This window comes from Microbacterium hominis NBRC 15708 (assembly GCF_001592125.1).
Classification (GTDB): domain Bacteria; phylum Actinomycetota; class Actinomycetes; order Actinomycetales; family Microbacteriaceae; genus Microbacterium; species Microbacterium hominis.
This window is the reverse complement of record NZ_BCWI01000017.1, coordinates 43,349-66,585: the sequence shown is the minus strand read 5'-3', so window position 1 is coordinate 66,585 and position 23,237 is coordinate 43,349. Positions and strand designations below refer to the sequence as shown.

The 23,237-nt window shown below is 71.4% G+C and carries 21 protein-coding genes; 6 read left to right on the top strand and 15 right to left on the bottom strand.

Annotated features, from left to right (window positions below; all coding sequences use genetic code 11):
* Positions 1-9: 9 nt before the first annotated feature.
* Complete coding sequence (gene ppsA, locus MHO01S_RS12885) at positions 10-2,397, top strand: phosphoenolpyruvate synthase (RefSeq protein ID WP_061782402.1); 2,388 nt, start codon at positions 10-12, stop codon at positions 2,395-2,397.
* Here the strand turns inward: ppsA and MHO01S_RS12880 are convergent, their stop codons facing one another.
* Positions 2,398-3,783: an aminotransferase-like domain-containing protein gene (locus tag MHO01S_RS12880; protein WP_255266098.1), complete on the bottom strand. Its 1,386-nt coding sequence runs from the start codon at positions 3,781-3,783 to the stop codon at positions 2,398-2,400.
* A 136-nt stretch (positions 3,784-3,919) separates the two neighbouring features.
* On the opposite strand from MHO01S_RS12880, the gene MHO01S_RS12875 reads away from it, so the two are divergent.
* The gene (locus MHO01S_RS12875; RefSeq protein WP_060960233.1) at positions 3,920-4,267 is read left to right on the top strand and encodes a hypothetical protein; all 348 of its coding nucleotides are present in this window, start codon (positions 3,920-3,922) and stop codon (positions 4,265-4,267) included.
* On the opposite strand, the gene MHO01S_RS12870 is transcribed toward MHO01S_RS12875, so the two are convergent.
* The 3 genes from MHO01S_RS12870 to MHO01S_RS12860 form a co-directional block, all read right to left on the bottom strand.
* A complete protein-coding gene (locus MHO01S_RS12870; RefSeq protein WP_060960234.1) occupies positions 4,207-4,965 on the bottom strand; it encodes an MBL fold metallo-hydrolase in 759 nt (252 codons plus the stop codon). The genes MHO01S_RS12875 and MHO01S_RS12870 overlap by 61 nt on opposite strands.
* A gap of 481 nt (positions 4,966-5,446) precedes the next feature.
* Positions 5,447-5,686, bottom strand: a complete 240-nt coding sequence (locus tag MHO01S_RS16505; protein ID WP_157553790.1) for a hypothetical protein — start codon at positions 5,684-5,686, stop codon at positions 5,447-5,449.
* 41 nt (positions 5,687-5,727) lie between these two features.
* A complete protein-coding gene (locus tag MHO01S_RS12860; protein WP_060960247.1) occupies positions 5,728-6,138 on the bottom strand; it encodes a GNAT family N-acetyltransferase in 411 nt (136 codons plus the stop codon).
* A gap of 73 nt (positions 6,139-6,211) precedes the next feature.
* Between MHO01S_RS12860 and MHO01S_RS12855 the strand changes: the two genes are divergently transcribed.
* Positions 6,212-6,757, top strand: coding sequence for a ribonuclease H family protein (locus MHO01S_RS12855; protein ID WP_060960236.1), 546 nt, complete (start codon positions 6,212-6,214; stop codon positions 6,755-6,757).
* Here MHO01S_RS12855 and MHO01S_RS12850 read toward each other — a convergent pair.
* From MHO01S_RS12850 to MHO01S_RS12825, 6 genes are all read right to left on the bottom strand, one after another.
* Entirely contained in the window at positions 6,754-7,116 is a 363-nt protein-coding gene (locus tag MHO01S_RS12850; RefSeq protein ID WP_060960237.1) for a VOC family protein, read from the bottom strand. The two genes, MHO01S_RS12855 and MHO01S_RS12850, sit on opposite strands and share 4 nt — an antisense overlap.
* Positions 7,117-7,172: 56 nt before the next feature.
* Positions 7,173-7,667 (bottom strand): NUDIX hydrolase, encoded by a 495-nt coding sequence (locus tag MHO01S_RS12845; RefSeq protein ID WP_060960238.1) that lies wholly within the window; start codon positions 7,665-7,667, stop codon positions 7,173-7,175.
* A 34-nt stretch (positions 7,668-7,701) separates the two neighbouring features.
* Positions 7,702-8,715 (bottom strand): aldo/keto reductase family protein, encoded by a 1,014-nt coding sequence (locus tag MHO01S_RS12840; RefSeq protein WP_060960239.1) that lies wholly within the window; start codon positions 8,713-8,715, stop codon positions 7,702-7,704.
* 35 nt (positions 8,716-8,750) lie between these two features.
* Positions 8,751-9,983, bottom strand: a complete 1,233-nt coding sequence (gene rlmN / locus MHO01S_RS12835) for a dual-specificity RNA methyltransferase RlmN (protein WP_060960240.1) — start codon at positions 9,981-9,983, stop codon at positions 8,751-8,753.
* Positions 9,980-11,470: a PTS transporter subunit EIIC gene (locus MHO01S_RS12830; protein WP_061782400.1), complete on the bottom strand. Its 1,491-nt coding sequence runs from the start codon at positions 11,468-11,470 to the stop codon at positions 9,980-9,982. The genes rlmN and MHO01S_RS12830 overlap by 4 nt, the downstream gene beginning before the upstream one ends.
* A gap of 138 nt (positions 11,471-11,608) precedes the next feature.
* On the bottom strand, positions 11,609-13,219 hold the full coding sequence (locus MHO01S_RS12825; RefSeq protein ID WP_255266097.1) for a glycoside hydrolase family 68 protein: 1,611 nt from the start codon (positions 13,217-13,219) through the stop codon (positions 11,609-11,611).
* 253 nt (positions 13,220-13,472) lie between these two features.
* On the opposite strand from MHO01S_RS12825, the gene MHO01S_RS12820 reads away from it, so the two are divergent.
* From MHO01S_RS12820 to MHO01S_RS12810, 3 genes are read left to right on the top strand one after another with little or no spacing between them, the layout of a single operon-like run.
* Positions 13,473-14,543 carry a choice-of-anchor L domain-containing protein gene (locus MHO01S_RS12820; RefSeq protein ID WP_061782399.1) on the top strand — a complete coding sequence of 357 codons (1,071 nt, stop codon included), beginning with the start codon at positions 13,473-13,475 and terminating at the stop codon, positions 14,541-14,543.
* Entirely contained in the window at positions 14,540-15,622 is a 1,083-nt protein-coding gene (locus tag MHO01S_RS12815; protein ID WP_061782398.1) for a hypothetical protein, read from the top strand. The genes MHO01S_RS12820 and MHO01S_RS12815 overlap by 4 nt, the downstream gene beginning before the upstream one ends.
* Positions 15,619-17,244, top strand: coding sequence for a glycoside hydrolase family 32 protein (locus MHO01S_RS12810; RefSeq protein WP_061782397.1), 1,626 nt, complete (start codon positions 15,619-15,621; stop codon positions 17,242-17,244). Before MHO01S_RS12815 ends, MHO01S_RS12810 begins: the two co-directional genes overlap by 4 nt.
* 6 nt (positions 17,245-17,250) lie before the next feature.
* On the opposite strand, the gene MHO01S_RS12805 is transcribed toward MHO01S_RS12810, so the two are convergent.
* The 5 genes from MHO01S_RS12805 to MHO01S_RS12785 form a co-directional block, all read right to left on the bottom strand.
* Positions 17,251-18,225, bottom strand: coding sequence for a LacI family DNA-binding transcriptional regulator (locus MHO01S_RS12805; RefSeq protein WP_061782396.1), 975 nt, complete (start codon positions 18,223-18,225; stop codon positions 17,251-17,253).
* A gap of 89 nt (positions 18,226-18,314) precedes the next feature.
* Positions 18,315-20,363, bottom strand: coding sequence for a glycoside hydrolase family 32 protein (locus tag MHO01S_RS12800; protein WP_082734124.1), 2,049 nt, complete (start codon positions 20,361-20,363; stop codon positions 18,315-18,317).
* Between the two features lie 25 nt (positions 20,364-20,388).
* The gene (locus tag MHO01S_RS12795; protein ID WP_060959307.1) at positions 20,389-21,351 is read right to left on the bottom strand and encodes a glycoside hydrolase family protein; all 963 of its coding nucleotides are present in this window, start codon (positions 21,349-21,351) and stop codon (positions 20,389-20,391) included.
* 6 nt (positions 21,352-21,357) lie between these two features.
* Positions 21,358-22,287 carry a carbohydrate ABC transporter permease gene (locus MHO01S_RS12790; RefSeq protein ID WP_060959306.1) on the bottom strand — a complete coding sequence of 310 codons (930 nt, stop codon included), beginning with the start codon at positions 22,285-22,287 and terminating at the stop codon, positions 21,358-21,360.
* Between the two features lie 3 nt (positions 22,288-22,290).
* Positions 22,291-23,232 (bottom strand): carbohydrate ABC transporter permease, encoded by a 942-nt coding sequence (locus MHO01S_RS12785; RefSeq protein ID WP_082734123.1) that lies wholly within the window; start codon positions 23,230-23,232, stop codon positions 22,291-22,293.
* Positions 23,233-23,237 lie beyond the last annotated feature (5 nt).

The following is a 23,237-nucleotide window of genomic DNA, read 5'->3' as shown; positions in this document are numbered from 1 at the left end:
GCCCGACACATGAGCAGCATCCTCTGGTTCGATCAGCTCGGCATGGCAGACCTCCCCGCCGTGGGCGGCAAGAACGCATCGCTCGGCGAGATGGTGTCGCATCTCGCCGCTCTGGGGGTGAGCGTGCCCGGCGGCTTCGCCACGACCGCCGACGCGTACCGGGAGTTCCTGGCGGAGGGCGGGCTGCGCGAGCGGATCGCCGCGGCCATCGCGGACGTGGACGTCGAGGACGTCGCGGCGCTCACGCACGCGGGGACCCAGATCCGGGCGTGGATCGAGGAGCAGCCCTTCCCGGCCGAGCTGGAGGCGTCGATCCGCACGGCCTACGCCCGCCTCGCGGGCGAGAACCCCGAGGCCTCCTTCGCGGTGCGCTCCTCCGCGACCGCCGAAGACCTGCCCGACGCCTCGTTCGCCGGCCAGCAGGAGACGTTCCTGAACGTCGCGGGCATCGACAACGTCCTCGCCGCGATCCGGTCGGTGTTCGCGTCGCTCTACAACGACCGGGCGATCGCGTACCGCGCCCACCACGGGTTCGACCACGACGAGGTCGCGCTGTCGGCCGGCGTCCAGAAGATGGTGCGCTCCGACATCGGCGCCGCCGGCGTCATGTTCACCGTCGACACCGAGTCGGGCTTCGAGGATGCCGTGTTCATCACGAGCTCGTACGGACTCGGCGAGGCGGTCGTGCAGGGGGCGGTGAACCCGGACGAGTTCTACGTCTCGAAGGTCGCGCTGCGCGCGGGTCGCCCCGCGGTGCTCAAGCGCTCCGTCGGCGAGAAGGCGATCGCCATGCGGTACACGGATGCCCGCGAGGCGGGCGCCTCGACACGGTTCGAGGACGTCCCGGCATCCGCTCGGCGTCTGTTCTCGATCGACGACGCCGACCTCGTCGAACTCGCCCGCCAGGCGCTCGTGATCGAGGAGCACTACGGACGTCCGATGGACATCGAGTGGGGCAAGGACGGGATCGACGGACGGCTCTACATCCTGCAGGCGCGCCCGGAGACGGTCGTGTCGCGGGTCGAGGCGGGCGTGATCCGGCGCTTCGTGCTCGGCGCGCGCGGCGAGGTCGCGACGGCGGGCCGCGCGATCGGCCAGCGCATCGGTGCGGGAACCGCGCGGGTCCTGCGCAGTCTCGACCAGATGGCCGACTTCCAGCCGGGCGAGGTGCTCATCGCCGACATGACCGATCCCGACTGGGAGCCGATCATGAAGCGCGCGAGCGCGATCGTGACCAACCGCGGCGGGCGGACGTGTCACGCGGCGATCATCGCGCGCGAGCTCGGCATCCCCGCCGTCGTCGGCACGGGGGATGCCACGACGATCGTGTCGGACGGCGACGAGGTCACCGTCTCGTGCGCCGAGGGCGACACCGGGTTCGTCTACCGCGGCATCCTCCCGTTCGAGGAGGAGATCACGCGGCTGGACTCCATGCCGGAGGCGCCTGTGAAGATCATGATGAACGTCGGCACTCCCGACCAGGCCTTCTCGTTCTCGCGGCTGCCGCATCGCGGCGTGGGCCTGGCCCGGCTGGAGTTCGTCATCAACCGGCAGATCGGCATCCACCCGCGGGCGCTCCTGGAGTTCGACACGCTCGACGGCGAGCTGCGCGAGCGGGTGGCCGACGCCACGGCGGCGTACGACACGCCGCGCGACTACTTCGTGCGCCGCGTGGCCGAGGGGGTGTCGATGATCGCCGCCGCCTTCTGGCCGGAGCCGGTGATCGTGCGTCTCAGCGACTTCAAGTCGAACGAGTACGCGAACCTCGTCGGCGGCGAGCTGTACGAGCCGCACGAGGAGAACCCCATGCTCGGGTACCGCGGGGCGTCGCGGTACATCTCGCCCGATTTCCGCCCCTGCTTCGACATGGAGTGCGAGGCGCTGCGATTCGTGCGCGATGAGATGGGCTTCACGAACGTGCAGGTCATGGTGCCGTTCGTGCGCACCGTCGGCGAAGGGCACGCGGTCGTCGAACTGCTCGCCGAGAACGGGCTGCGCCGCGGCGAGAACGACCTCAAGGTCATCATGATGTGCGAGCTGCCGTCCAACGCGCTGCTCGCCGACCGATTCCTGGAGTTCTTCGACGGCTTCTCGATCGGCTCGAACGACATGACGCAGCTGACCCTCGGCCTCGACCGCGACTCGGGGCTCGTGGCGTCGACGTTCGACGAGCGCGACCCGGCCGTGCTGCGCCTGCTGTCCCTCGCGATCAGCGCCTGCCGCGCGGCCGGCAAGTACGTCGGCATCTGCGGGCAGGGCCCGTCGGATCATCCCGATCTGGCCGAATGGCTCGTCGCAGAGGGCATCGAGTCGGTGTCGCTCAACCCCGACACCGTCGTGGAGACGTGGCTGCGGCTGTCGAAGACCGCCGAGGCGACGGCTCCGCAGGCCGGGTGATCACCCCGCGCGCCAGACCCGCCCGAGCCGCTCGATCGCGACGTGGAGCAGTTCGTCGGGAGCGGTGAAGGGGATGCGGATGTGGTCGTCGGCGGGTGCGGATGCCGCGAACTCCGAGCCGCCGGCGACCGCCACACCCGCCAGAGCCGCGCGCCGCGCGAACGCGGTCGCCGACCCCGAGGGCAGGCGCGCCCAGAGCGAGAGGCCGCCGCGCGGCACGTCGAAGCTCCAGCCCGGAAGGTGCTCGTGCACCACCGGGACCAGCCGCTCCAGCGCCGCGGCGTGGGTGGTGCTCGCGTCGCGGCGCAGGGCGGGCGCCTCGTCGAGAAGACCCAGCGCCATCCGCTGCGCCGGCACGCTGGCGGCCTGGTCGACGAGCTGCCGCGACGCGCGCAGTCTCCGGATCAGCACGGGATCGGCGCGCGCCCACCCGATGCGCAGGCCCAACCACGCCCACTTCGACAGCGAGTCGACGACGATGACGGGCGCGTCCGACCGCAACGCCGCCAGCGACACCGGCACGACGCCGTCGAAGGAGATGTTCGCGAGCACGCGGTCTTCGATGACGCGCACGCCGTAACGGGCGGAGAGCTCGGCGACCGCCAGACGGGATGCCGGCGGCATCCGTGATCCGGTCGGGTTGTGGTGGTGGGGGTTGAGGGCGATGAGGACGGGGCGCAGGGCCACGATCGCGGCCTCCAGTGCATCCACGTCGACGCCGTCCGGCGTCATCGGCACCCCGTGCACGCGCGCTCCCCGCCGCCGGACCGGGTCGACGAGACCGGGCCAGCTGAGCTCCTCGCTCAGCACGACGTCGCCCGGCGCGACGAGCTCGTCGATCACGAGGCTCAGCGCCTGCTGGGCGCCGCTGGTGACGATCACCTGCTCGGGCGTCGTCGGCGTGCCGTCGTCGCTCAGCAGTCGCGCGATGCGCTCCCGCACCTCGGGCAGGCCCGCGGGGTCGGAATCGGCGGCCGTCGCGGCGACCAGGGCGGCATCGAAGCCGCGCACGATCTCGATCGTGCGCGGGGGGATGCGCGGCACCGCGCGCAGGAGGTCGATGGAGGCGGGCGCGGCTTGGAAGAGGCTCTCGCCCTGCGAGCGCCGGGCCGGCAGAGCGATCGCCGCCCCCGCGACGCGCGTGCCGCTGCCCTGCCGCCGTTCCAGCACGCCGCTGTCGGCGAGCGCGGCGTAGGCCGCCACGACCGTGCCGCGTGAGACCGCGACGGCCGCGGCGAGCGCACGCTCCGAGGGCAGCCGGTCACCGGGGCGCAGTTCGCCCGAGCTCACGAGCGCGCGCAGAGCGGCGGCCAGACTCGCCGTCAGCGACCCGTCGGAGTCGACCCAGCGCCCCAGCCGCGCCGCCAGCGCCGCGGGAGACACCACTGCGGTGCGGTCCGCATCGGCCAATCGTGTGACCACTCGCGGAGAAGTGGCCCTGTCGTGAGCGTCCATCGAGACCGATTCTGGTCCAATGACCCACCCCGGCGTGACCCCACACCCGCAGAATCAGCCATCCCCCATGCCACTTCTGTCGGAGTGGACCATCGCACGCGTCATCGATTGGCTCGCGGACGACGACCGCGGCGGCGACACGGACGGTCACGAGGCCCTCGACGCCCACCGCGACACGCTCGGCGCGATCGACGCCGGCATCGCGCGTCGGCTCCGTCAGCCCGCGTGCCCGCCCGGTGCGCGAACACCGATGCTGGTCCGATCCATCGCGACCGCGACGCGGCGGCATCCGGCCCTCCGCGCGCTCACGGTCGGCGACCTCGTCGCGGGGGCACCGACCGACCCCGCGGCGCGTCAGAGCGGCAACGGCACGCCGGCGGCGGGCACCCGGAGCCTGTCCGCGAGCCCCGCGTAGGCGAACTCGCGCACGAGGCGGTCGATCGTCTCGCTGAAGTGGTGCCACCCCTCGGCGTGCACCGGAACGATGATCGCCTCCCCCAACGCCCGCGCCGCCTCGACCGCGGTGCGGGCGTTCAGGGTGAGGTCGCTGTCGCCGAAACGGCCGACGTTGGCCGCGCCGGTGAACAGGACGGCGATGTCGATCGGTCCGACGCGGTCGACGATGTCGGCGACGAGCGTGGGCGACGCGTTGTCGCCGGCCACGTAGACGACGGGCCGGTCGGGGGCGCGCAGGACGAATCCGGTGACCGGTCCGGAGAGCTCCTCGGCGCCGTCGGGACCGTGGAGCGCGGGGACGGCGGTGACCTCGACGTCGCCGACGGTGCGGGTCTGCCACGGTTCGAGGCCGTGGACGCCGGGGATGCGGGCGGACGCGGCGGGCGTGGAGAGCACGGCACCGGCGCGCGGCAGGAAGGCGCGTCCCGCGGCATCCAGGTTGTCGGGATGCTGATCGTGCGACAGGAGCACGACGTCGATCTCGCCGACCTCGTCCACTCCGAGCGCCGGACCCGTGAGCTTGTGCAGCGTGACCGCGCCGGACGGGTAGTCGCCCGGCTCGTCGAACGTCGGGTCGGTGAGCAGGCGGATGCCGCCGTACTCGAGGATCGCCGTGGGACCGCCGATGAGAGTGAGAACAGGGCGCGGAGAGGTCATGCTCCCATTCTCGTGGCGGTGGCGTGCGTCGCGGGCGCCCGAGGATGGGGGCATCGGCGAAAGAGGGGACGAGATCGGTGTTGTCGTGTCGAAGGTTCGCGGACGGATCAGTCTCGCTGCGAAGCCGACGGATTCCGCGTCGCCGAGCGGCGCCAGAAAGCGTAGATCACGTTCGCAATCCCCGCCAGCAAGCAGATCGCACCGCTCACATAGCCCGCGACGTGCCCGTCAGCGTTCATAAGTATGAGAACGGAGTTGATGAGCAGGATGACACCCAGCAAGAGTGTCCAATACTGGATGCGCAACACCGATATCCCCCGGATTCCCTCGAAACGGACTCGTCCGCTGTTCCCAGAAGATTGAAGTCCGCTCCGGCCTTGACCTCTGGACTTCGAACGTACCTAACCGCGATCATGAACTCCAATTCTTGGCCGCGGTTCAGAAATTACTAGACAAAAGTCTCCATCGAAGCCAGCGGAAATCAGACCCAACCGCAGTTATCAATATCAAGGCTCTTCGAAAATCTCAGGGCGCATGAATGGGCGGCGAGCAATGCAAAAGGGTGCCATGCAGCGCGCCGCGCGCCAGCGGGCGATCTTCTGCAGCGCGGACGGTCGCAGAACACGTCGGCGCGCGCCTGATCCAGCGTGCGATCGTCGCCATCAGGAGCGGTCACCGCTTTCGCGACCGCGGTGATCCGTCCGTGGATCAGCCAGGCCATCCCGTCGTCGGCGGTGAGAACATCCCGCCCCCGGCAGGGGGTCAGCCGCCGAGGATCATCATCCGCTCGGGATTCGGCAGCGGCACGAAGCCGACCTTCGCATAGACGCCGTGGGCGTCGGCGGTCGCCAGCATCGTCCGCTTCAGTCCCCACGGTCGAACCGTGGCCGCGATCGTCTCGGCCAGCAGCGTGCCGACACCCGCACCGCGCGCAGAGGGAGCCACGAACACGTCGCGCACCCAGGCGAACGTCGCGGCATCCGTGACGACGCGCGCGTAGCCGACCAGCGCACCCTCGGCATCCAGAGCCCCGAAGTTCAGCGACGCCCGGGCGGCGCGTTCGACGAGCTCACGGCTGCGCCCGAGCGCCCAGTACGCCTCTTCGGAGAGCCAGCGGTGCACGAGGCCCAGGTCGATGTCGTCCAGCTCGGTCGTCACGCGCACACCGGTCATGTCGTCAGCATACGAGAGGAGCCACGACGCGCCCGCGGCGTCCGCCGCCTGCCCCATCGAGTACCGTCGAACGGTGACTTCCGCGACCGACCCGAACGACACCTACACCGTGGCCACCGACGGCGCCTGCAAGGGCAACCCGGGACCGACCGGCTGGGCGTGGGTCGGGGAGGACGGCCACTGGGCCGCCGGCGCGATCCCGAGCGGCACCAACAACATCGGCGAGCTCATGGGGCTGCTGAAGGCCATCGAAGACCACGCCGACACCGCGCACCTCGTCGTGCAGGCCGACTCCAAGTACGCCATCGACACCTACTCGTCGTGGATGGACGGGCACCGCCGCCGCGGCTGGAAGACCTCCACGGGCGCGCCGACGAAGAACCGCGACCTCCTCGAACAGCTCATCGCCGCCCGCGACGCCCGCCGCGCGGCGGGCCTGCCCGACGTCGTGCTGGAGCACGTCCGCGGACACCAGGGCCACGTGCTCAACGAGTGGGCCGACGAGCGCGCCGTCCGCGGTGCCGAGCACGCCGCAAAGGGCACCGCGAGCGCGTGGTCGTCGCTGGGCGGCCTGCACCCTCAGCTCGACGTGTCGGCGGCGCCGAAGAAGAAGCGCTAGTCCTGGGTCGTGCCCTCGAACAGTCCGATGTGATTGCCGTCGGGGTCGACGATGATCGCCCACCAGCTCTTCGCGGTGATCGGCTCCTTGGCCATGGCGACGGTCGCCCCCGCCGCCTCGGCCTTCGCGATGGTGTCGTCGATCGAGTCGACCTCGACGTACGACCGCGGCTGCGTGAACCCGTCACTGCGCGGCGCGAGCCCGCCCCCGCTGATGCCGTTGGGCGCCGACCACATCGGGTAGCCCTCGAAACCGGGCGGCTCCGCGATCTGCCACCCGAACAGATCGGAGTAGAACGCGGCCGCCTTCGCGAGGTCCGCGACGGGGATGTCGATGTGGGTGATGTCGCCGTGCGCCATGATGGCTCCTTCCGCCGCGCACAGTCTGCGCCGCGGACGGTGCGACCACAAGAGGGTCACTCCTGGCGCAGCAGCACGTCCAACGCGTCGAGCGCCGGCCGCTGCCCGGCGACCAGGCGCGGACGAGCCTCGGCGAGCGGCATCCACTCGACGCGATCGACTTCGGGAAAGCGCTGACGACGCCCCGACCGCGGCGGCCAGTCCATCTCGAACGACCCGAACACGAGCGCGGCGCGCTCGGCGGCGGAAGTCAGGAAACCGGCGCCGTCGCGGCAGAACACCGTGACCGTCTTGCGCCCCGACGCGTACGCGAAGGTTCCGAGCTCGACGTCGTCGACCGCCGGCGGGTCGACGCCCAGCTCCTCGCGGAACTCGCGCACCGCGGCATCCCGCGCCGACTCCTGCGACGGGTCGAACTCGCCCTTGGGGATCGACCAGGCGCCCTCGTCCTTGCGTGCCCAGAGGGGACCGCCCATATGCGCGACGAGCGCCGACACCGTGCCGTCCGGATCTCTCCGGTACAGCAGGATGCCGGCACTCGTCGTGACCATCAGCGTCAGGCTCCGCGACTCGCGGCCTCGACGATCAGAGCGGGCGCGAGGCGGGCGAGACCGTGTAAGTCTCCTCGGGGTCGGTGACCGCGACCGGCGCGAGGGCCGCGTCGATCGCCGACATGACCTCGGCGTCGAGCACGACCCCGGAGGCCTTGACCGAGTCCTCGAGCTGCTCGGGGCGCGACGCGCCGACGAGCGCTGCCGAGATGTTCGGGTTCTGCAGCACCCACGCGATCGCGAGCTGCGGCATGGTGAGGCCCGCCTGCTCGGCGATCGGCTTGAGCTTCTGCACCGCGGCGAGCGTGTCGTCGTTGAGGAAGCGCTTGATGAAGTTGGCGCCGCTCTTCTCGTCGGTCGCGCGCGAGCCGTCCGGAACGGGCTGTCCGGGCAGGTACTTGCCGCTGAGCACGCCCTGCGCCATCGGCGACCAGACGATCTGCGAGATGCCGAGCTCCTCGGAGGTCGGGACGACCTTGCCCTCGATGACGCGCCAGAGCGCCGAGTACTGCGGCTGGTTGCTGACGAGCTGGAAGTTCAGCTCCTTCGCGAGCGCCGCGCCCTCGCGAAGCTGCTCGGCCGTCCACTCGCTCACGCCGATGTAGAGCGCCTTGCCCTGGCGGACGATGTCGGCGAAGGCCTGCATCGTCTCCTCGAGCGGGGTCTCGTAGTCGAAGCGGTGCGCCTGATACAGGTCGACGTAGTCGACGTTCAGGCGGCGCAGCGAGCCGTGGATGCCGTCGAAGAGGTGCTTGCGCGACAGGCCCTGGTCGTTCGGGCCCTTCTTGCCGATCGGCCAGTAGACCTTCGTGAAGACCTCGTAGTCGGTGCGCTCGAGGCCCTTCAGCGCCTCGGCCAGCACGACCTCGGCGGCGGTGTTGGCGTAGGCATCAGCCGTGTCGAACGACGTGATGCCGAGGTCCAGTGCCTTGTGCACGGTGGCGATGGCGGCGTCGTTCTCCACCTGGGAGGCGTGGGTCACCCAGTTGCCGTAGGTGATCTCCGAGACCTTGAAGCCGCTGTTGCCGAGATAGCGATAGTTGACCATTCCTCAACGCTACCGCCGGCGCGCACCGGGCCGGGTCAGTCGACGGGCACGGCTGCCGCGACGGCGCGGTCCTCCTCGGTCGCGACGAGCTGGCCGCAGGCCCCGTCGATCTCCTTGCCGCGGGTGTCGCGGAGGGTCGTCGGGATGCCGGCCTCGTTGAGTCGGCGCACGAACTCGCGCTGCACCTCCTTGTCGGACGCGGTCCACACCGACCCGGGCGTGGGGTTCAGCGGGATCGGGTTGACGTGCACCCAGCCGCGACCGCGCTCGTTGAGCTTGGTGGCGAGCAGGTCGGCGCGCCAGGCGTGGTCGTTCATGTCCTTGATGAGGGCGTACTCGATCGACACGCGGCGGCCGGTCTTCTCGAAGTAGCCGCGGGCCGCATCGAGCGCCTCGTCCACCTTCCAGCGCGAGTTGATCGGGATCATCTCGTCGCGCAGGTGGTCGTCCGGCGCATGCAGCGACAGGGCGAACGTCACCGGGATGTCCTCGGCGGCGAGCTTGTTGATCGCCGGCACGAGACCCACGGTCGACACGGTCACGCCGCGCGCGCTCATCCCGAGCCCGTGATCCTTGTCGACCATCGTGCGGACGGCCTGCATCACCCGGTTGTAGTTGGCGAGCGGCTCCCCCATCCCCATGAAGACGATGTTGGTGACGCGCTCGTCGGCGTGCTCGGCGGGGCCCAGCTCACCGGCACGGATCGCCGCGTTCGCGCGGACGACCTGCTCGATGATCTCCGCCGCCGACATGTTGCGGGTGAGCCCCGCCTGACCGGTCGCACAGAACGGACAGTTCATGCCGCAGCCGGCCTGGCTCGACACGCACAGCGTGATGCGGCCGGGATAGCGCATGAGCACCGACTCGACGAGCGCCCCGTCGTGCAGCTTCCAGAGGAACTTGATCGTGTCGCCGCGGTCGGTCTCGAGCCGTCGCACCTCGGTGAGCAGATGCGGCAGCAGGCCCGCAACCAGCTCCTCCCGTCCGGATGCCGGCAGATCCGTCATCGCGGCGGGGTCGGACGTGTAGTGCTGGAAGTAGTGCTTCTCGACCTGCTTGGCCCGGAACCCCGGCAGCCCCAGCTCCTTCACCCGCTCGACGCGCTGCTCGGGCGTCAGGTCGGCCAGGTGCACGGGCGGCATCCCGCGCTTGGGCGCGGCGAACTGCAGCAGGGGTTTGCCGTCGGCATCCACCCGCTGGGTCCAGCCCTCGGTGCGGGGGCGCACCTGTCGGGGACGGGTGGTGCGCACGGGGCTGGACTCGGTCATGTCTCCAGGGTACCGAGGCCGCCTGGATGCGCGGCGGGAGGGCGGAGGTCGGCGCCGGGCGCGCCGTCATCGATCGGGCGTCGGCGCAGCCGCCCCCAGCCGAGGGTCAGCCCGAACGCGACCACGGCGCTGGTCGCCACGCTCGCCAGATAGGGGATGCCGAGACCCGGGGCGATGGAGGCGATCCCGAGCACGCCGGCCGCGCCCAGCGTGACGGCCTGCACGTTCCACGCGGCGAGCATCGCGCCGCCCGCCGCCGAGGCGATCACGGCGGCCACGAGCGGGAACTGCAGCCGCAGGGTGATGCCGAAGATGGCCGGCTCGGCGATGCCGAGGCACGCGGGCAGGCCGGCGCCGGCGGCGAGCGCCCGCATCGACGAGCGTCGCCGGGCGAGCAGCGCCACCGCGAAGCAGGCGCCCGCCTGGGCGAGGTTCGCCGCGCCCGCGACGGGGAAGATGAACGACCCGCCCTGGCCGAGCAGGCCCAGCTCCACCGAGACCAGGCTCTGATGGGTCCCCGTGACGACCAGGAGCGGATACAGGGCGCCGAAGAGGGCGCCGCCGATCATGCCCGTGGCCTCGTACGCCGCCGTGAGCAGGGCGGCCAGACCGTCGCCGAGCCAGCCCAGGACCGGCCCGATCACGAGGAAGGCGAGGAGTCCCGTGACGAGCAGCGTCAGCGTGGGGACGAAGAGGTAGCGCGCCGTGCCGCCGAGCAGGCGCGTCCACAGCCGTTCCACCCGCGCGAGCACGTAGGCGACGGCGATCATGGGCACCACCGTGCCCCGGTAGTCGATGCCGAGCACATCGACGCCGGCGATGGTCCATCCCCCGGCGCCGTCGAGCCGCAGCGCGGGGAACACCCCGGCATCCACGAGGAAGGGTGCGACCACCAGGGCGGCGCCCATCGCGGCGCCCAGGTACGGACTGGTCCCGAACCGCAGCGCGGCCGAGAACCCGACGATCACGGGAAGGAGCGTGAAGACCCCCACCCCGAGGATGCCGATCAGGGCGGCGATCCCGCTGATCCCGGGCAGCGCCTCGACCGCCGCCGCCGGTCCGAGGATGCCCGGCGCCGTCAGCAGGTTGTGGAGCCCGAGGAGGAGTCCGCCGGCGACGAAGGTCGGCAGCAGCGGCACGATGACGTCCATCACCACGGTCACGGGTCGCAGCCAGCGCCGTCCCGAGGCACCGTCGGCGGCGGCATCGGGCACGGGCGCCTCGCCCGGCGCCGGCGCGGTGGCGGCCGCGGCGTCCACCAGCTCGCGGAGCGCCTCGTGTGTCGATGCGACCCGACGCGGCCCGACGACGATCTGCACCTGCTCGCCCACGCGCGCGACGCCCAGCACGCCGTCGATCCCGGCCAGGGCGCGCTCGTCGACGGCGGCGGGATCGACGACGGCGATGCGCAGCCGCGTGGCGCAGTGCGTGGATGCGGCGATGTTGCTCACGTCGCCGAGCGCGGCGACGATCCGGTCCGCCGGCACCGGGCTCTCGTCGATGGCGACCTCCCTCGGTCGTCCTCAGCGTAGCCAGGGGCCGGCCCGCCTGTCCGTGCGGACACGGAAGGCTCCCCTCCCACGAGGAGAGGGGAGCCTTCCGCGACGAGCGTCAGCCGTGCACGGTCACCGCGTCGGACGCACGTCCGCGGTCGCCGGGACGTCGTGCGCGTATCCCGAGGGGATGTCGGCCCACTGCCCCAGGCCGTTGTCCCCGTACGCGCGGTCGACCGTCACGGAGGATCCGTCGATGTCGACCTTCACGGTGGGGGCGAGGGTACCGCCGCGGACGAAGTCGTCGCTCGTGCCGATCGTGTCGATGAACGACTGCACGAGCCCGCCCGGCATGACGTAGTGCGAGTACGCCTGGAACTGACCGGGGTGCTGGTTCACGTCGGGGGCGAACGGCGTGCCCGCGGCGAAGTTCAGGTTCGACGGGCTCGCCAGCGCCAGACCCGATCCGCGGTTGACGGGCTGGAAGTCGCTGCGGATGCCGTCGCCGACGAAGCCGTAGACGCCCTCGGGCCCGTCGACGCCCGCGGCGTAGGTGCCGCGATGGGTGATGGTGAACAGGTAGTACTTGCCGTCCTTGATGTAGATCTGGGGGCGCTCGGTCTGGTCGTTCACGCAGTTGGCCGAGAGGATCGGCGGGAGGAAGGTCCATTCGGTCAGCGCGGCGTTGTCGGCCACCGCGAGACCCACGTTCGCCAGCTGGTAGTGGGCACCGCGGTCCATGACCTCGGCGGCCGTCTCCGCGTACGGGTCGCCGGTGCGGTAGCCCATGTCCTCCTCCGTGCACACGCGCTCGCCGCGCGGGGCGGCGGTGTTGCCCTCGAACACCATGAAGGTCTTGCCGGGGTGGGCCGGGTCCTCGAAGGTGAACGGGTCGCGGAAGTTGAAGAACTCGTTCTGCGCACCGGTCTGGTAGTACGTGCCGTCGGCCTGCAGCATGTCGTGCTGGTCGCGGAATCCGGTCAGCCAGACGCCGTTCTCGTCGGCGAAGATGCGCCCCTCGCTCTGCACGATGCGCGGGTCGTAGGGCTTGCGGTTGCTGCCGTCCTCGTTGCGGTAGAACGCCACCGCGGTGTAGAAGATGCGCAGCTTGTTGCCGTCGAAGATGCGGGTGGAGCCCGACCATTCGGTCTGGTGGCTGAACGACTGGTCCTCGAAGATCGCTCCCGACGCCCCGTCGGGGAAGACGAGGCCTCCGTAGGTCCATCCGCCGTCGGCGGGACGCTCGGCCACATCCGCCTTGCGGAAGAAGTAGCCGAGGCGCGCGAAGGTGTGGCGGTCGTCGAACCCGAGGCTGCGATCCGCGACGAGCGAGAACACGACCTCCCACCCCTTGAAGCTCGGCTGGGCCGCGGTCTCGTCCGTCAGCGTCCAGCTGTCCCAGACCCAGACCTGGTCGTTGCTCATGTCGGGGAAGTCCTGCGGAACCGTGGGCATCGTGTACTCCTCGGGCAGGGAGTTCTGCCGCGGAGCCGCGGTCGGATCGCTCATCGCGGCGATCTGCCGCGCGTCGGCACGGGTCCAGCGCGCCGTGAAGTCGGCGGCGGGATCGTACGCCTGCTGGGTGTGCACGGTGGGAGCGGGGTGGCCGGGAACGGCGTCGATCTCGTCGGCGGCCTGCACGGGCGATGCCGCGAGCAGCGTCGCCGCGGCCGCGGCGGTCGCGACGATCGCCAACGCACGCGCGAGGGGGCGGCGCCGGCGGCGGGGGTCAATGGTGGTCACGTCTGTCTGCTTTCTCAGAAGGGCGGAAGGCGTGGTCGTCTCTCGCGGCTGAGCCTAGGGCGAGGGGGCGCGATATGTCAAACGTTTGACATATCGCGAGTCGCCATGGTTCACTCATCCGTGGAGACCTCCGATCCGGAGGGACCCGTGGATCGACTCTCGGGGCGCACGCCCATCTCTCATCCCCCCTCGCACCGTCGCGCCCCCGGCAGTGCCCGCGGGCGGCGGTGCACCGACAGCACCAGGGAGTGCCATGTTCCATCTCCGCACGACGCGCGAACGCCGCGTCCTCGCCGCCGGCGCCGCCGTCGGCCTCGTGGCCGCCGCGGCGTTCGCCGCCTCGGCATCCGCCGCCACCGATGTGACGACGCTGGAGTCCATCTCCGTCCAGGATGCCGCGGCGACGCTGATCGGCAGCAACATCCAACTGCGCGACGCCGCCATCGCGCACGGGCGCGCCGTGCAGATCGGCACCTTCACCGGCGCGGCGCTCGACCCCGCGATCGGGTCCGGCGTCGCCCTCACCACGGGGTCGCTGCGCGCCGCCGATCCGAGCTCGTCCGCCGACGTGGACTTCTCGCGGTCCGCGCTCACCGGGCCGAACAGCACGCTGACGACCACCGGTGACCTGGGCGGCGAGGGCTCCGCGGAGCTGTCCGCGGCGATCGGCGCCACGACGTACGATGCCGCGCAGCTGGCGTTGACGGTGGTCCCCGCCGGCGACACTCTGTCAATCGTTTACCAGTTCGGGAGCGAGGAGTACGGCGTCTGGGAGGCCAAGGACTACACCGACGCGCTGGGCATCTTCGTCGACGGCACACGGTGTTCGCTGATCGACGGCGTGCCGGCGGGCATCGACACCATCAACGCGACCCGCAACGCCGCGTCGTTCGTGTCGAACGCGGACGGACGCACCCCGTCGACCGCGCACGACACCGAGATGAACGGCTTCACGACGGCCCTCACCTGCACGGCCGCGGTGACGCCGGGAGCGGAGACCTCCATCGTGGCGGCGGTCGCCGACACCGTCGACGGCCACCTCGACACGACGCTGATCCTCGCGGCCGGCGGCATCTCGTCGTCCGCCCCCGCGGCGACGCCGACGCCCGACCCCTCGGCGTCGGCCGCCCCGACCGGGGCGCCGGCCGCAGCGACCTCGACCCCGCTGGCGGGCGCGCAGCGCAGCGGGTCGCTCGCCCGCACCGGCGGCGACGGCGCCCTCGTCGCCGGGGCGGTGATCGGGGGCCTCGCCCTCGCCGCCGCCGGCACGACGCTCGTCCTGCGTGCGCGTCGCCGGGCCACCCCGGAGGTGGGAGCGGAATGATCGGCGCGACCGCGAGCCGGGGGATGATCGGCCTCGGTACGACGATCCTGGCCGCGGTCGTCACGATCGCCGGTGGCGCCTCCGCCCGGGGCGCCACCGGCGACGACCTCATCGCGACCAGCACCACCGGCGTCGGAGCCGACACCGTCACGACGTCGACGGTGTGGGAGCTGCCCGACTCCGCCCGGGGCGGCGACACCGTGCGGCTGGCGCTGCCCGACCACGCCTCGTCGAGCCTCGGGGACGGGCGCTGGATCGCCGCCTCGGGGGCGGTGATCGGCATCGCCGTGCTCGGCCCCGACGGCGACCTGTCCATCACGCTGACCGACGCGGCCGACGACCCCGCGAACCGACGAGGAGAGACGATCGTGACGACCACGGCATCCACGACACCCGGCACCCCGGAGTCGTTCACGTCCTCCGCGACGAGCCGTCTGCGCGCCGACGATGTGCCGGGCGCCTTCCACGGCGTCGTCGACCGGGATGCCGCGAACAAGTACGGGCTGTGGACGTCGACCGAACCCGCGGTCGTCCGCTGGAGCATCGACACCCCGCGCGGCCCCTGGGACACCGTCGAGGTCGTCGACACGGTGACACCGGGCCAGGACATCGACTGCGCAGCCGGCGTGAGCGTCCGCTCCACCCCCCGGATGGAGCCCGACACCGGCTACCTCGTCGATCTGACCGACGTGTCCGCCGACCGCGTCGAGGTCTCGTGCGTCTCGGGGAGCCTCCGGGTCGCCGTCACGGCGGTGCAGGACGGCGAGATCGTGGAGGTCGCGTTCGACGCGACGGTGGCCGGTGGGCCGCGCGACGTCGAGAACACCGCGGTGGTCACCGCGACCCGCGCGACGGCGCCGACCGTCGTGAGGGCGACCACGCTCCAGGCGACCACGGCACCTCCGCTCACCCCGGAGGTGACGGCGGAGCCCGGGCCCCGTCCGGGTGAGCGGCTCGCCGCGACCGGCGGATCGATCGCCGGAGCGGCCGCGGGCATCGCCGTCGCCGTCGCGTTGGGCGCCGCGGGCGCGCTCGCGCTGCGGAGCGCGCGTCGGCGGGACCGCCGGAGCACCTCGTGAGCACGCCGCGGCGGCGGGGCGGGTCGCGGCGGCGCGCCCTCGTCATCGCCGCCGCGGCGGCCCTGGCCGTGATGCTCGTGGTGGCGGCCGTCGTCGTGGCGGGCCGCGACGACCGCGGCCCGTCGCCGACACCGACACCGACCGCACCGGGCGGGGACGCGCTGACGTTCGACCGCCCGGCCGACTGGGAGCGGTTCCGCCCCGGCTTCCACCTCACGCCCGCCGCGCACTGGATCAACGATCCGCAGCGCCCCGTGTTCGCGGGCGGCACATGGCACCTCTACTACCTCTACAACGCCGACTACCCCCACGGCAACGGCACCGCCTGGTACCACGCGACATCCGACGACCTCGTGACGTGGCGCAACGAGGGCGTCGCGATCGAGAAGTACCGCAACGGGCTCGGCGACATCCTCACCGGCTCCGCGGTCGTCGACGAGACCGGCAGCGCCGGGTTCGGCGCCGGAGCGGTCGTCGCCCTCGTGACGCAGCAGGACGACGGCGTGCAGCGCCAGTCGCTCTTCTTCTCCACCGACGACGGCTACACCTTCCAGGAGTACGACGGGAACCCGGTGATGGACAACCCCGGCGCCGTCGACTGGCGAGATCCCAAGATCGTGCGCGACGACCGCCACGACCGCTGGGTCATGACGCTCGCGGAGGGGAAGCGCATCGGCTTCTACGTCTCGAGCGACCTGCGCTCCTGGCGTTACGTCTCCGACCTCGACGCGGACGGTCTGGGGCTACTCGAGTGCCCCGATCTGTTCGAGATGGTGGACCCCGCCTCCGGCCGGCGCACCTGGATCCTCGCCGCCAGCGCCGACGGGACGCGCGAGGGACGCACGACCGGCCTGGCCTATTGGACGGGGAGCTGGGACGGCGAGCGCTTCAGTGCGGATGCCGCCGACCCGCAGTGGCTCGACGACGGCGCCGACTTCTACGCCGCCGTGACCTGGGACGATCCCCGCCGATCCGCGACGGACCGGCTGAGCGAGCGCTACGCGCTCGGGTGGATCAACAACTGGGCGTACGCGAGGGATCTTCCGACCGAGGGCTGGCAGGGCGGGGCGCTGTCGGTGACGCGCCGCATCGTCCTCGACGACAGCGACGGTCGGCTCCGACTGCGGTCGCGTCCGGCCGAGGCTCTGCGCGGGTTGGAGGGGGACGCATCGTCGGCTCCCGCGCAGACCATCGAGCCGGGCGCGATCGCGCCTCTCGCGGTGCAGCCGGCATCCGCGTCCTACCGTCTGCGCGTCACGCTGGACCCGTCCGGCGGCACCCTGCGCCTGCGACTGGGAGAGGCCGGCGGCGATGTGACCGTCGGCTACGACGCGGCGGCGGGCGCGGTCTTCGTCGACCGTGCGCACGACACGGTGGCCGGGCGGCTCTCCGAGACCTATCGCACGGTGCGCACGAGCGCCGTGGATGCCGGGGGCCGGCTGGAGCTCGACGTGCTCGTCGATGCGTCCAGCATCGAGGTGTTCACCGGCGACGGCTCGTCGCTGACGATGGCGGCCTATCCCACCGCGACGACGCCGGTCAGCGTCGAGGCGGTCGATGCCCCGGTGAGGATCGACGCGATGTCGGTGACCCCGCTCGCCGTGGTCGACCCGCAGCGCTGAGGCCGGTCAGCTCGTCCAGCCGAGCCGCAGCTCCACCGGCAGCGGCGGCTCGGCGGCGGGTGGAGCGTCGGGGTCGGCGATGCGGTCGACGATGAGCTCCGCGGCGCGCGCGCCCAGGCGGGCGATCGGCTGACGCACGGTGGTCAGCCCGGGCATGCCGAGCCGCACGGCCGCGGAACCGTCGTAGCCGACGATGCGGACGTCGTCGGGAACGCGCCGCCCCGTCTTGTGGGCCCACTCCAGCGCCATCAGCGCGGTGAGGTCGTCGGTCGCGAACACGGCGTCCGCCCCGGTCTCGGCGAGCCAGGTCTCGATGAGCGCGCGACGCTCGTCGGCGGGAGTCGAGTACCCGTAGGCCCGCACGCGCGGCTCGATCCCGTGGGCGGCGACCACGTCGCGGTAGGCGCGGGCGCGGTCGTTGCCCGGGTGGTCGGTCGCGGTCACGAGCAGCGGCCGGCGCGCTCCGCGCGCGAGCAGGTGCTCCGTGGCCAGGCGTCCGCCGGCGGCGTTGTCGCCGCGGACGATCGGCACGCGCGGGCCGATGCGGCGGTCGACGGCGACGAGGGGCAGCTCGGCGGCGTCGTAGCCGCGGACCTCGCGATTGTGGGTGGAGGTGATCACGCCGTCGACGCGGTTCGCCTGCAGGAGATCGAGGTACTCGGCTTCGCGCTCGGGGTTCTCCTGGCAGTCGCACAGCAGCACCTTGTACCCGCGCTCGGCCAGGGCGTTCTCGATCGCCGCCACCAGCTCGCCGAAGAAGGGGTCGGCGACCGTCGGGACGATCACCCCGACCAGTCCCGACTTGCGTCCGATGAGCGAACGCGCGATCCCGTCGGGGCGGTATCCCAGCTCGGCGATGGCCGCGTTGACCCGGGCCCGCACCTCGTCGCTGAGATAGCCGCGATTGTTCAGCACGCGCGAGACCGTCGTGACGGAGACGCCGGCGCGCGTGGCGACGTCCTGGAGCTTGGGTCGCGCCATGTCGCCTCTCCTTCGTCGCCGGCGGGTCCGCCCACCCGCGGACCCGCCTCCGACGCTATCCCATCGTCGCCCCGCCGCCCCGCGCGAGCTCAGTCGCTCAGGACGACGTGGTCGACCATGAGGTGTCCCCACGCTCCCGTCGCGTCGTCCAGGATCTGCAGCTGCGCCGTCCGCCCCGCGAACGCGCGCACGTCCCAGTCGACGGGGCGCAGTGTCGCGGAGTCGTCGCCGGTGGCCGTGCGCACGGGCTGTCCGTCGATCAGCAGCTGCACCGACGTGGCCGGCTCGACCCCCAGCGGATGCCGTCCGCCGGCGATCAGGAGGTGCAGGCGATCGCGGTCCACGACGAACGGAGGCGAGGTGAGCACGCCGGTGGCCGCGTCCGATCCCGCGAAGGTGTCCGCGACGCGCGCACCGACCTGGCCGGGAAGCTCCGCGACGGACGGGCCGATCCCCGCGAGGCTCCCGGTCGCGGTCCAGCCGTCACCCCACGTCGTCCCCTCGAAGTCGGCGATCACGCGCGCCGGTCGCTGCGCGAGGCCGGCGAACTCCGTGATGGTGAGGTCGTGGAACACGGCCGGTCCCCCGCTCGTGTACAGCGCCAGGCCGCGATCGGCGGCGGGAGCGAACACCTGGCTCGACTGCACGTAGCGTCCGTCGTCGACGAACACCTCGATCGTCGTCCGGTCGACGAGGATGCGGAGGGTGACCTCTCCCGCCCCGCCGTCGAACGGGGTCCGGCTCTCGAGTTTGTGGGTCGGCGAGGGATGCCCCGTCTGACCGCGGTTCAGGTACGCGTACGAGGAGGTGACCCCGGCATCCGCGTGCCGGCTGCCGTCGGCGGAGCGGCGCAGCTGCAGACCGATGTTCTGGGCCGTCTGCCGACTGACGCGCGTCGTGATCTCGTACGCGTCGCCCTGGTACGCGAGCTCGCGGAAGCCGTCGACCGTCACGTCGCCGAGCTCGTGGCGCGCGGACGCGTACTGCTGCAGCGCCGCGACCGGCTGCGAGGCGAGCGTGTAGCCGGTCCCGTCGCGCACGAGCCGGATCTCCCGCGTGATGGAGTCGGTGCCGGTGAACCCGTCCGAGGGCCAGGTCACGGAGGAATGCGCGTAGTCCCAGTTGTTCATCCAGGCGACCGCGTACCGCCGGTCGTCGGGGGCGGACGGGTCCTCCCAGGTGACGGCGCCGTACCAGTCGAACCCGTGGTCGAGCCACTGCGGGGCGGTCCGGTCGGGAGTGAACCGCTCCCCGTCGAAGGAGCCCGTCCAGTACGCGAAGGTCGCCGGCTCGCCGGTCGCGAAGCCGTTGGCGCTCACCCCGAACACCCAGTGGAACGTGCCGTCGTCGGCGCGGATGCGGAACAGGTCGGGGCACTCGATCGTGCCGATGCCGGTGTTCACGTACTCCGACCGACGCGTCCAGGAGTGGAGGTCGGGCGAGGTGTAGATGCTCACCCGGTCGCCTTCGGCGATGAGGGCGACCCACCGCTGGTGGTCGGGATCCCACACCACCTTCGGATCGCGGAAGTCGCGCCGCCCGTCTCCGGGGATCACCGGCTGGTCCCCGTCGGGGCGGAACGTGCGGCCGCCGTCGATCGAGTACCAGAGGAACTGCGCCTGCTGCCCCGACGCGTCGAGCTTCTGGGCCGGTGTCGGATGGTCCATCTGCGTGACGAGCATCACGACGGCGCCCGCACCGAACCCCGCGGTGCCGGCGTGATCGACCACGGCCGAGCCCGACCAGAGGTCGTAGTTCGCGTTGGTGCCCTTCGGCGCCGCGATCCCCTGATCGGCGAAGGAGACGCCGTCGGTCGTGGTGGCGAGCCGCCACGCCGTGCCGAAGTTGGCCGACGGGTTCGCGTCGTAGTCGGCGTTGTACAGGTAGTAGTAGTGGAACGCGCCGTCGATGTAGACGGGTCGCTGAGGGTCGTTCTTCCAGTGGTCCGGCACCGTGAAGTGGTACTGCGCCCGCAGGCTCGGGGCCGGCTCGGATGCCGAGGCAGACACCGAGGCGGTGACGGCGGGGGCGGCGGCGAGCGCCACGACCGTGCCGAGGGCGCAGACGACCCCCCGCACGGTGCGCAGCACGGTCGATCGGGTGGTGGCGGAACGCTGTCCGCGGAGGCGAGGATGCATCGTCGGATCCTTCTGTCTGTATCGGTCAGGACGGTCGGGTGAGTTCCCGCACCGTGAGGCGGCCATCGACCCAGCCGACGGGCAGGGGGTCGGTGATGCCCCCGACGAACGCGCCGTGCTCGTCGAGGTTGTGGAACGCGAACAACAGCCACTGGCCGTCGTCGCGCCGCCGCAGCAGCCGCCCGACGTAGAGGCTCTCGTCGGTGACGGGGTAGGCCTCCTCGACCTCGAACGGCCCGAGCACGCTCGCCGCGGGAACCGCCCACGTGCCGCCGCGCTCGACGGCGCGAGCGGGCATCGCGTGCTCCGCGAGGCAGGAGAACAGCAGCACGGGCCGCCCGTCGACGACCTCGACCTGCATGACCTCGAGCTGCCCGAAGCCCCGCTCGCTCGGCGCCGACAGCGGCGGGCGCAGCTCCCACGTCTTCAGATCGGGCGACCAGCCGTGGCCGATGACGCCGCGGCCGAAGGCCGGACCCTCGGGTGCGCGGGCGGTCACGAGCATGTGCCAGCCGTCGCCGTCGGGATCGGCGAACACCCACGGGTCGCGGAAGGCCTCGTCGTGCCAGTCGCCGTCGGCGAGCGTCTCGTACCAGGGGCCGGATGCCGACAGCAGCGGTCCCGGCACCTTCGTCCACACCAGGAGGTCGGGCGAGGTCGCGCAGCCGATCCGCTGCACGTTCTTGCCGTCGGCGGCCAGCGACGACCCCGTGTAGAAGAGGTACCAGAGCCCGTCGTCGCCGCGGACGGTCGAGCCGGTCCAGGTCGCGAGGTCGTCGAAGCTGCCCGCCTCGCCGCGGACGATGGCGTCGGCCACCGGCGTCCACGTCACGAGGTCGTCGGACACGGCGTGGCCGACCGAGGCTCGGTAGTGACGCGCGTCCGGGTCGTGCAGGGCGCGCGAGGCGTACAGGAAGAAGAGGTGGTAGGTCTCGCCGTCGTCGGCGAACCAGTAGTCCCACACCCAGGATGAGGAGAGGTCGAACATGTGCGCTTAGCCCTTCACTCCGCTGGCCGCGATGCTGCTGACGAACGCGCGCTGGAAGACGAGGAACACGATGAGGACGGGGAGGGTGATCAGCGAGGTGTACGCCATGACCTCTCCCCACGCCGTGTTCAGTTGGAAGAAGTACTGCATCCCGACCATCACGGGCCGCAGCCCCTCCTTCTGCACCACCATGAGCGGCCAGAGGTACTGGTTCCAGGCGGGGAGGAACGTGAGGATCGCGACCGTCGCGAACGCCGGCCCCGACAGGGGCACGATGATCCGGCGGTAGATCGTGAACCAGCTGGCCCCGTCGATGCGCGCCGCCTCGTCGAGCGAGGCCGGGATGGTCGAGAAGTACTGGGCGAACAGGAAGATCGAGAACGCGTTGGCGATGAACGGCACGATCTGCACCTGGTAGGTGTTCAGCCAGCCGAAGTCGTACTTGAGCACGCCGCCCTCCATGACGAGGGTCGGCAGCTGGGAGACCCAGTAGACCATCGGGACGGCGATCGTCTCGAACGGGACGATCAGGGTCGCGATGATCAGCGCCATCACGACGAGGCGTCCCTTCCACCGCAGGCGCGACAGGGCGAAGCCCGCCATCGAGTTGACGATGAGCCCGAGCCCGACGGTCAGCACGGTGACGAGCACCGAGTTGAACATGAACTGGGCGACGGGGACCCGGTCGAACACGCCGAAGTAGTTGTCGAGGCTGATGTCGCCGACGGGCAGGAACGCCGCGGGCGAGTTCACGTCGCGGAGGATCTGGGCGTCGGGCTTGAGGCTCGAGACGAACATGAACACGAGCGGGAACAGGAACAGGATGCCGAAGCCGCTCATCACGACGTACGTGAGGATCCGGCCGAGGCGGCGACGACGGCTCTCGCTGGCGTCCTTGCGGACGCGAGCGGCGAGGGGGGTGACGGTGGCGGTCATGACTCAGTCCTTGTCTCGCGTGAGCCGGCGCTGGATGAGCGCGATGATCAGTACCGCGACGAAGAAGATCAGCGAGATCGCCGCGGCGTACCCGATCTCCTGCTGCTGGTAGCCCTTGCGGACGGCGTGGTAGACGATCGTGGAGGTCGAGCCGGTCGGCCCGCCCTGCGTCATGACGTCCACCTGCACGAACAGCCCGAGCGCGGCGATCGTGATCGTGACGAGGACGAAGACCATGGTGGGACGCAGTCCCGGCCAGGTGACGCTCGTGAACTGGCGCCAGGGGCTCGCGCCGTCCATCTTCGCGGCCTCGTAGAGCTCCTCCGGGATCGTCTGCAGACCGGACAGCCAGATGATCATGTGGAAGCCGACCGCCTGCCAGATCGACAGCACGATGATCGCCGGCAGCGCGGTGGTGGGGTTGTTGAGCCAGTCGACGCTCTGCCAGGCGCCGAAGGTGAGCGTGTCGATGAACGAGTTGATGAGCCCGTCCTTCTGGTACATGAACTTCCAGAGGATCGAGACGACGACGATCGAGGTCACGACGGGGATGAAGAAGATCACGCGGAACGCGGTGACGCCCCGCATCCGCCGGTTGACGAGCACCGCCAGCAGCAGGCCGAGGCCGGCCTGCACCGGCACGACGACGAGCGCGAACAGGAAGGTGTTCCAGGCCGACTGCAGGAACATCGGGTCGGCGCCGAACGCACGGGCGAAGTTGTCGAGGCCGACGAAGCGCGGCGGGTTCGGCGAGATGAGGCGCGCGTTCGTGAACGAGAGCCCGAAGGCGAGCAGCACGGGGATGACGAGGAACAGGACGAGGAGGATGCCGGCCGGGGCGATCATCGCCAGGCCGGCCCACGTCTCACGTCCGCGGATGGAGCGGAAGCGGCTCAGGGCGCGGCGCGGCTTCTCGGCCGCGGCCGTGGCAGGGGTGACAGTCATGGTGA

Bases quoted from the DNA above. Each gene is read 5' to 3' on its own strand.
- ppsA (WP_061782402.1), top strand. From the start codon at position 10: ATGAGCAGCATCCTCTGGTTCGATCAGCTCGGCATGGCAGACCTCCCC.
- MHO01S_RS12875 (WP_060960233.1), top strand. From the start codon at position 3,920: ATGCCACTTCTGTCGGAGTGGACCATCGCACGCGTCATCGATTGGCTC.
- MHO01S_RS12870 (WP_060960234.1), bottom strand. From the start codon at position 4,965: ATGACCTCTCCGCGCCCTGTTCTCACTCTCATCGGCGGTCCCACGGCG.
- MHO01S_RS16505 (WP_157553790.1), bottom strand. From the start codon at position 5,686: ATGGCCTGGCTGATCCACGGACGGATCACCGCGGTCGCGAAAGCGGTG.
- MHO01S_RS12860 (WP_060960247.1), bottom strand. From the start codon at position 6,138: ATGACCGGTGTGCGCGTGACGACCGAGCTGGACGACATCGACCTGGGC.
- MHO01S_RS12850 (WP_060960237.1), bottom strand. From the start codon at position 7,116: ATGGCGCACGGCGACATCACCCACATCGACATCCCCGTCGCGGACCTC.
- MHO01S_RS12845 (WP_060960238.1), bottom strand. From the start codon at position 7,667: ATGGTCACGACGAGTGCCGGCATCCTGCTGTACCGGAGAGATCCGGAC.
- MHO01S_RS12840 (WP_060960239.1), bottom strand. From the start codon at position 8,715: ATGGTCAACTATCGCTATCTCGGCAACAGCGGCTTCAAGGTCTCGGAG.
- rlmN (WP_060960240.1), bottom strand. From the start codon at position 9,983: ATGACCGAGTCCAGCCCCGTGCGCACCACCCGTCCCCGACAGGTGCGC.
- MHO01S_RS12820 (WP_061782399.1), top strand. From the start codon at position 13,473: ATGTTCCATCTCCGCACGACGCGCGAACGCCGCGTCCTCGCCGCCGGC.
- MHO01S_RS12815 (WP_061782398.1), top strand. From the start codon at position 14,540: ATGATCGGCGCGACCGCGAGCCGGGGGATGATCGGCCTCGGTACGACG.
- MHO01S_RS12805 (WP_061782396.1), bottom strand. From the start codon at position 18,225: ATGGCGCGACCCAAGCTCCAGGACGTCGCCACGCGCGCCGGCGTCTCC.
- MHO01S_RS12800 (WP_082734124.1), bottom strand. From the start codon at position 20,363: ATGCATCCTCGCCTCCGCGGACAGCGTTCCGCCACCACCCGATCGACC.
- MHO01S_RS12795 (WP_060959307.1), bottom strand. From the start codon at position 21,351: ATGTTCGACCTCTCCTCATCCTGGGTGTGGGACTACTGGTTCGCCGAC.
- MHO01S_RS12790 (WP_060959306.1), bottom strand. From the start codon at position 22,287: ATGACCGCCACCGTCACCCCCCTCGCCGCTCGCGTCCGCAAGGACGCC.
- MHO01S_RS12785 (WP_082734123.1), bottom strand. From the start codon at position 23,232: ATGACTGTCACCCCTGCCACGGCCGCGGCCGAGAAGCCGCGCCGCGCC.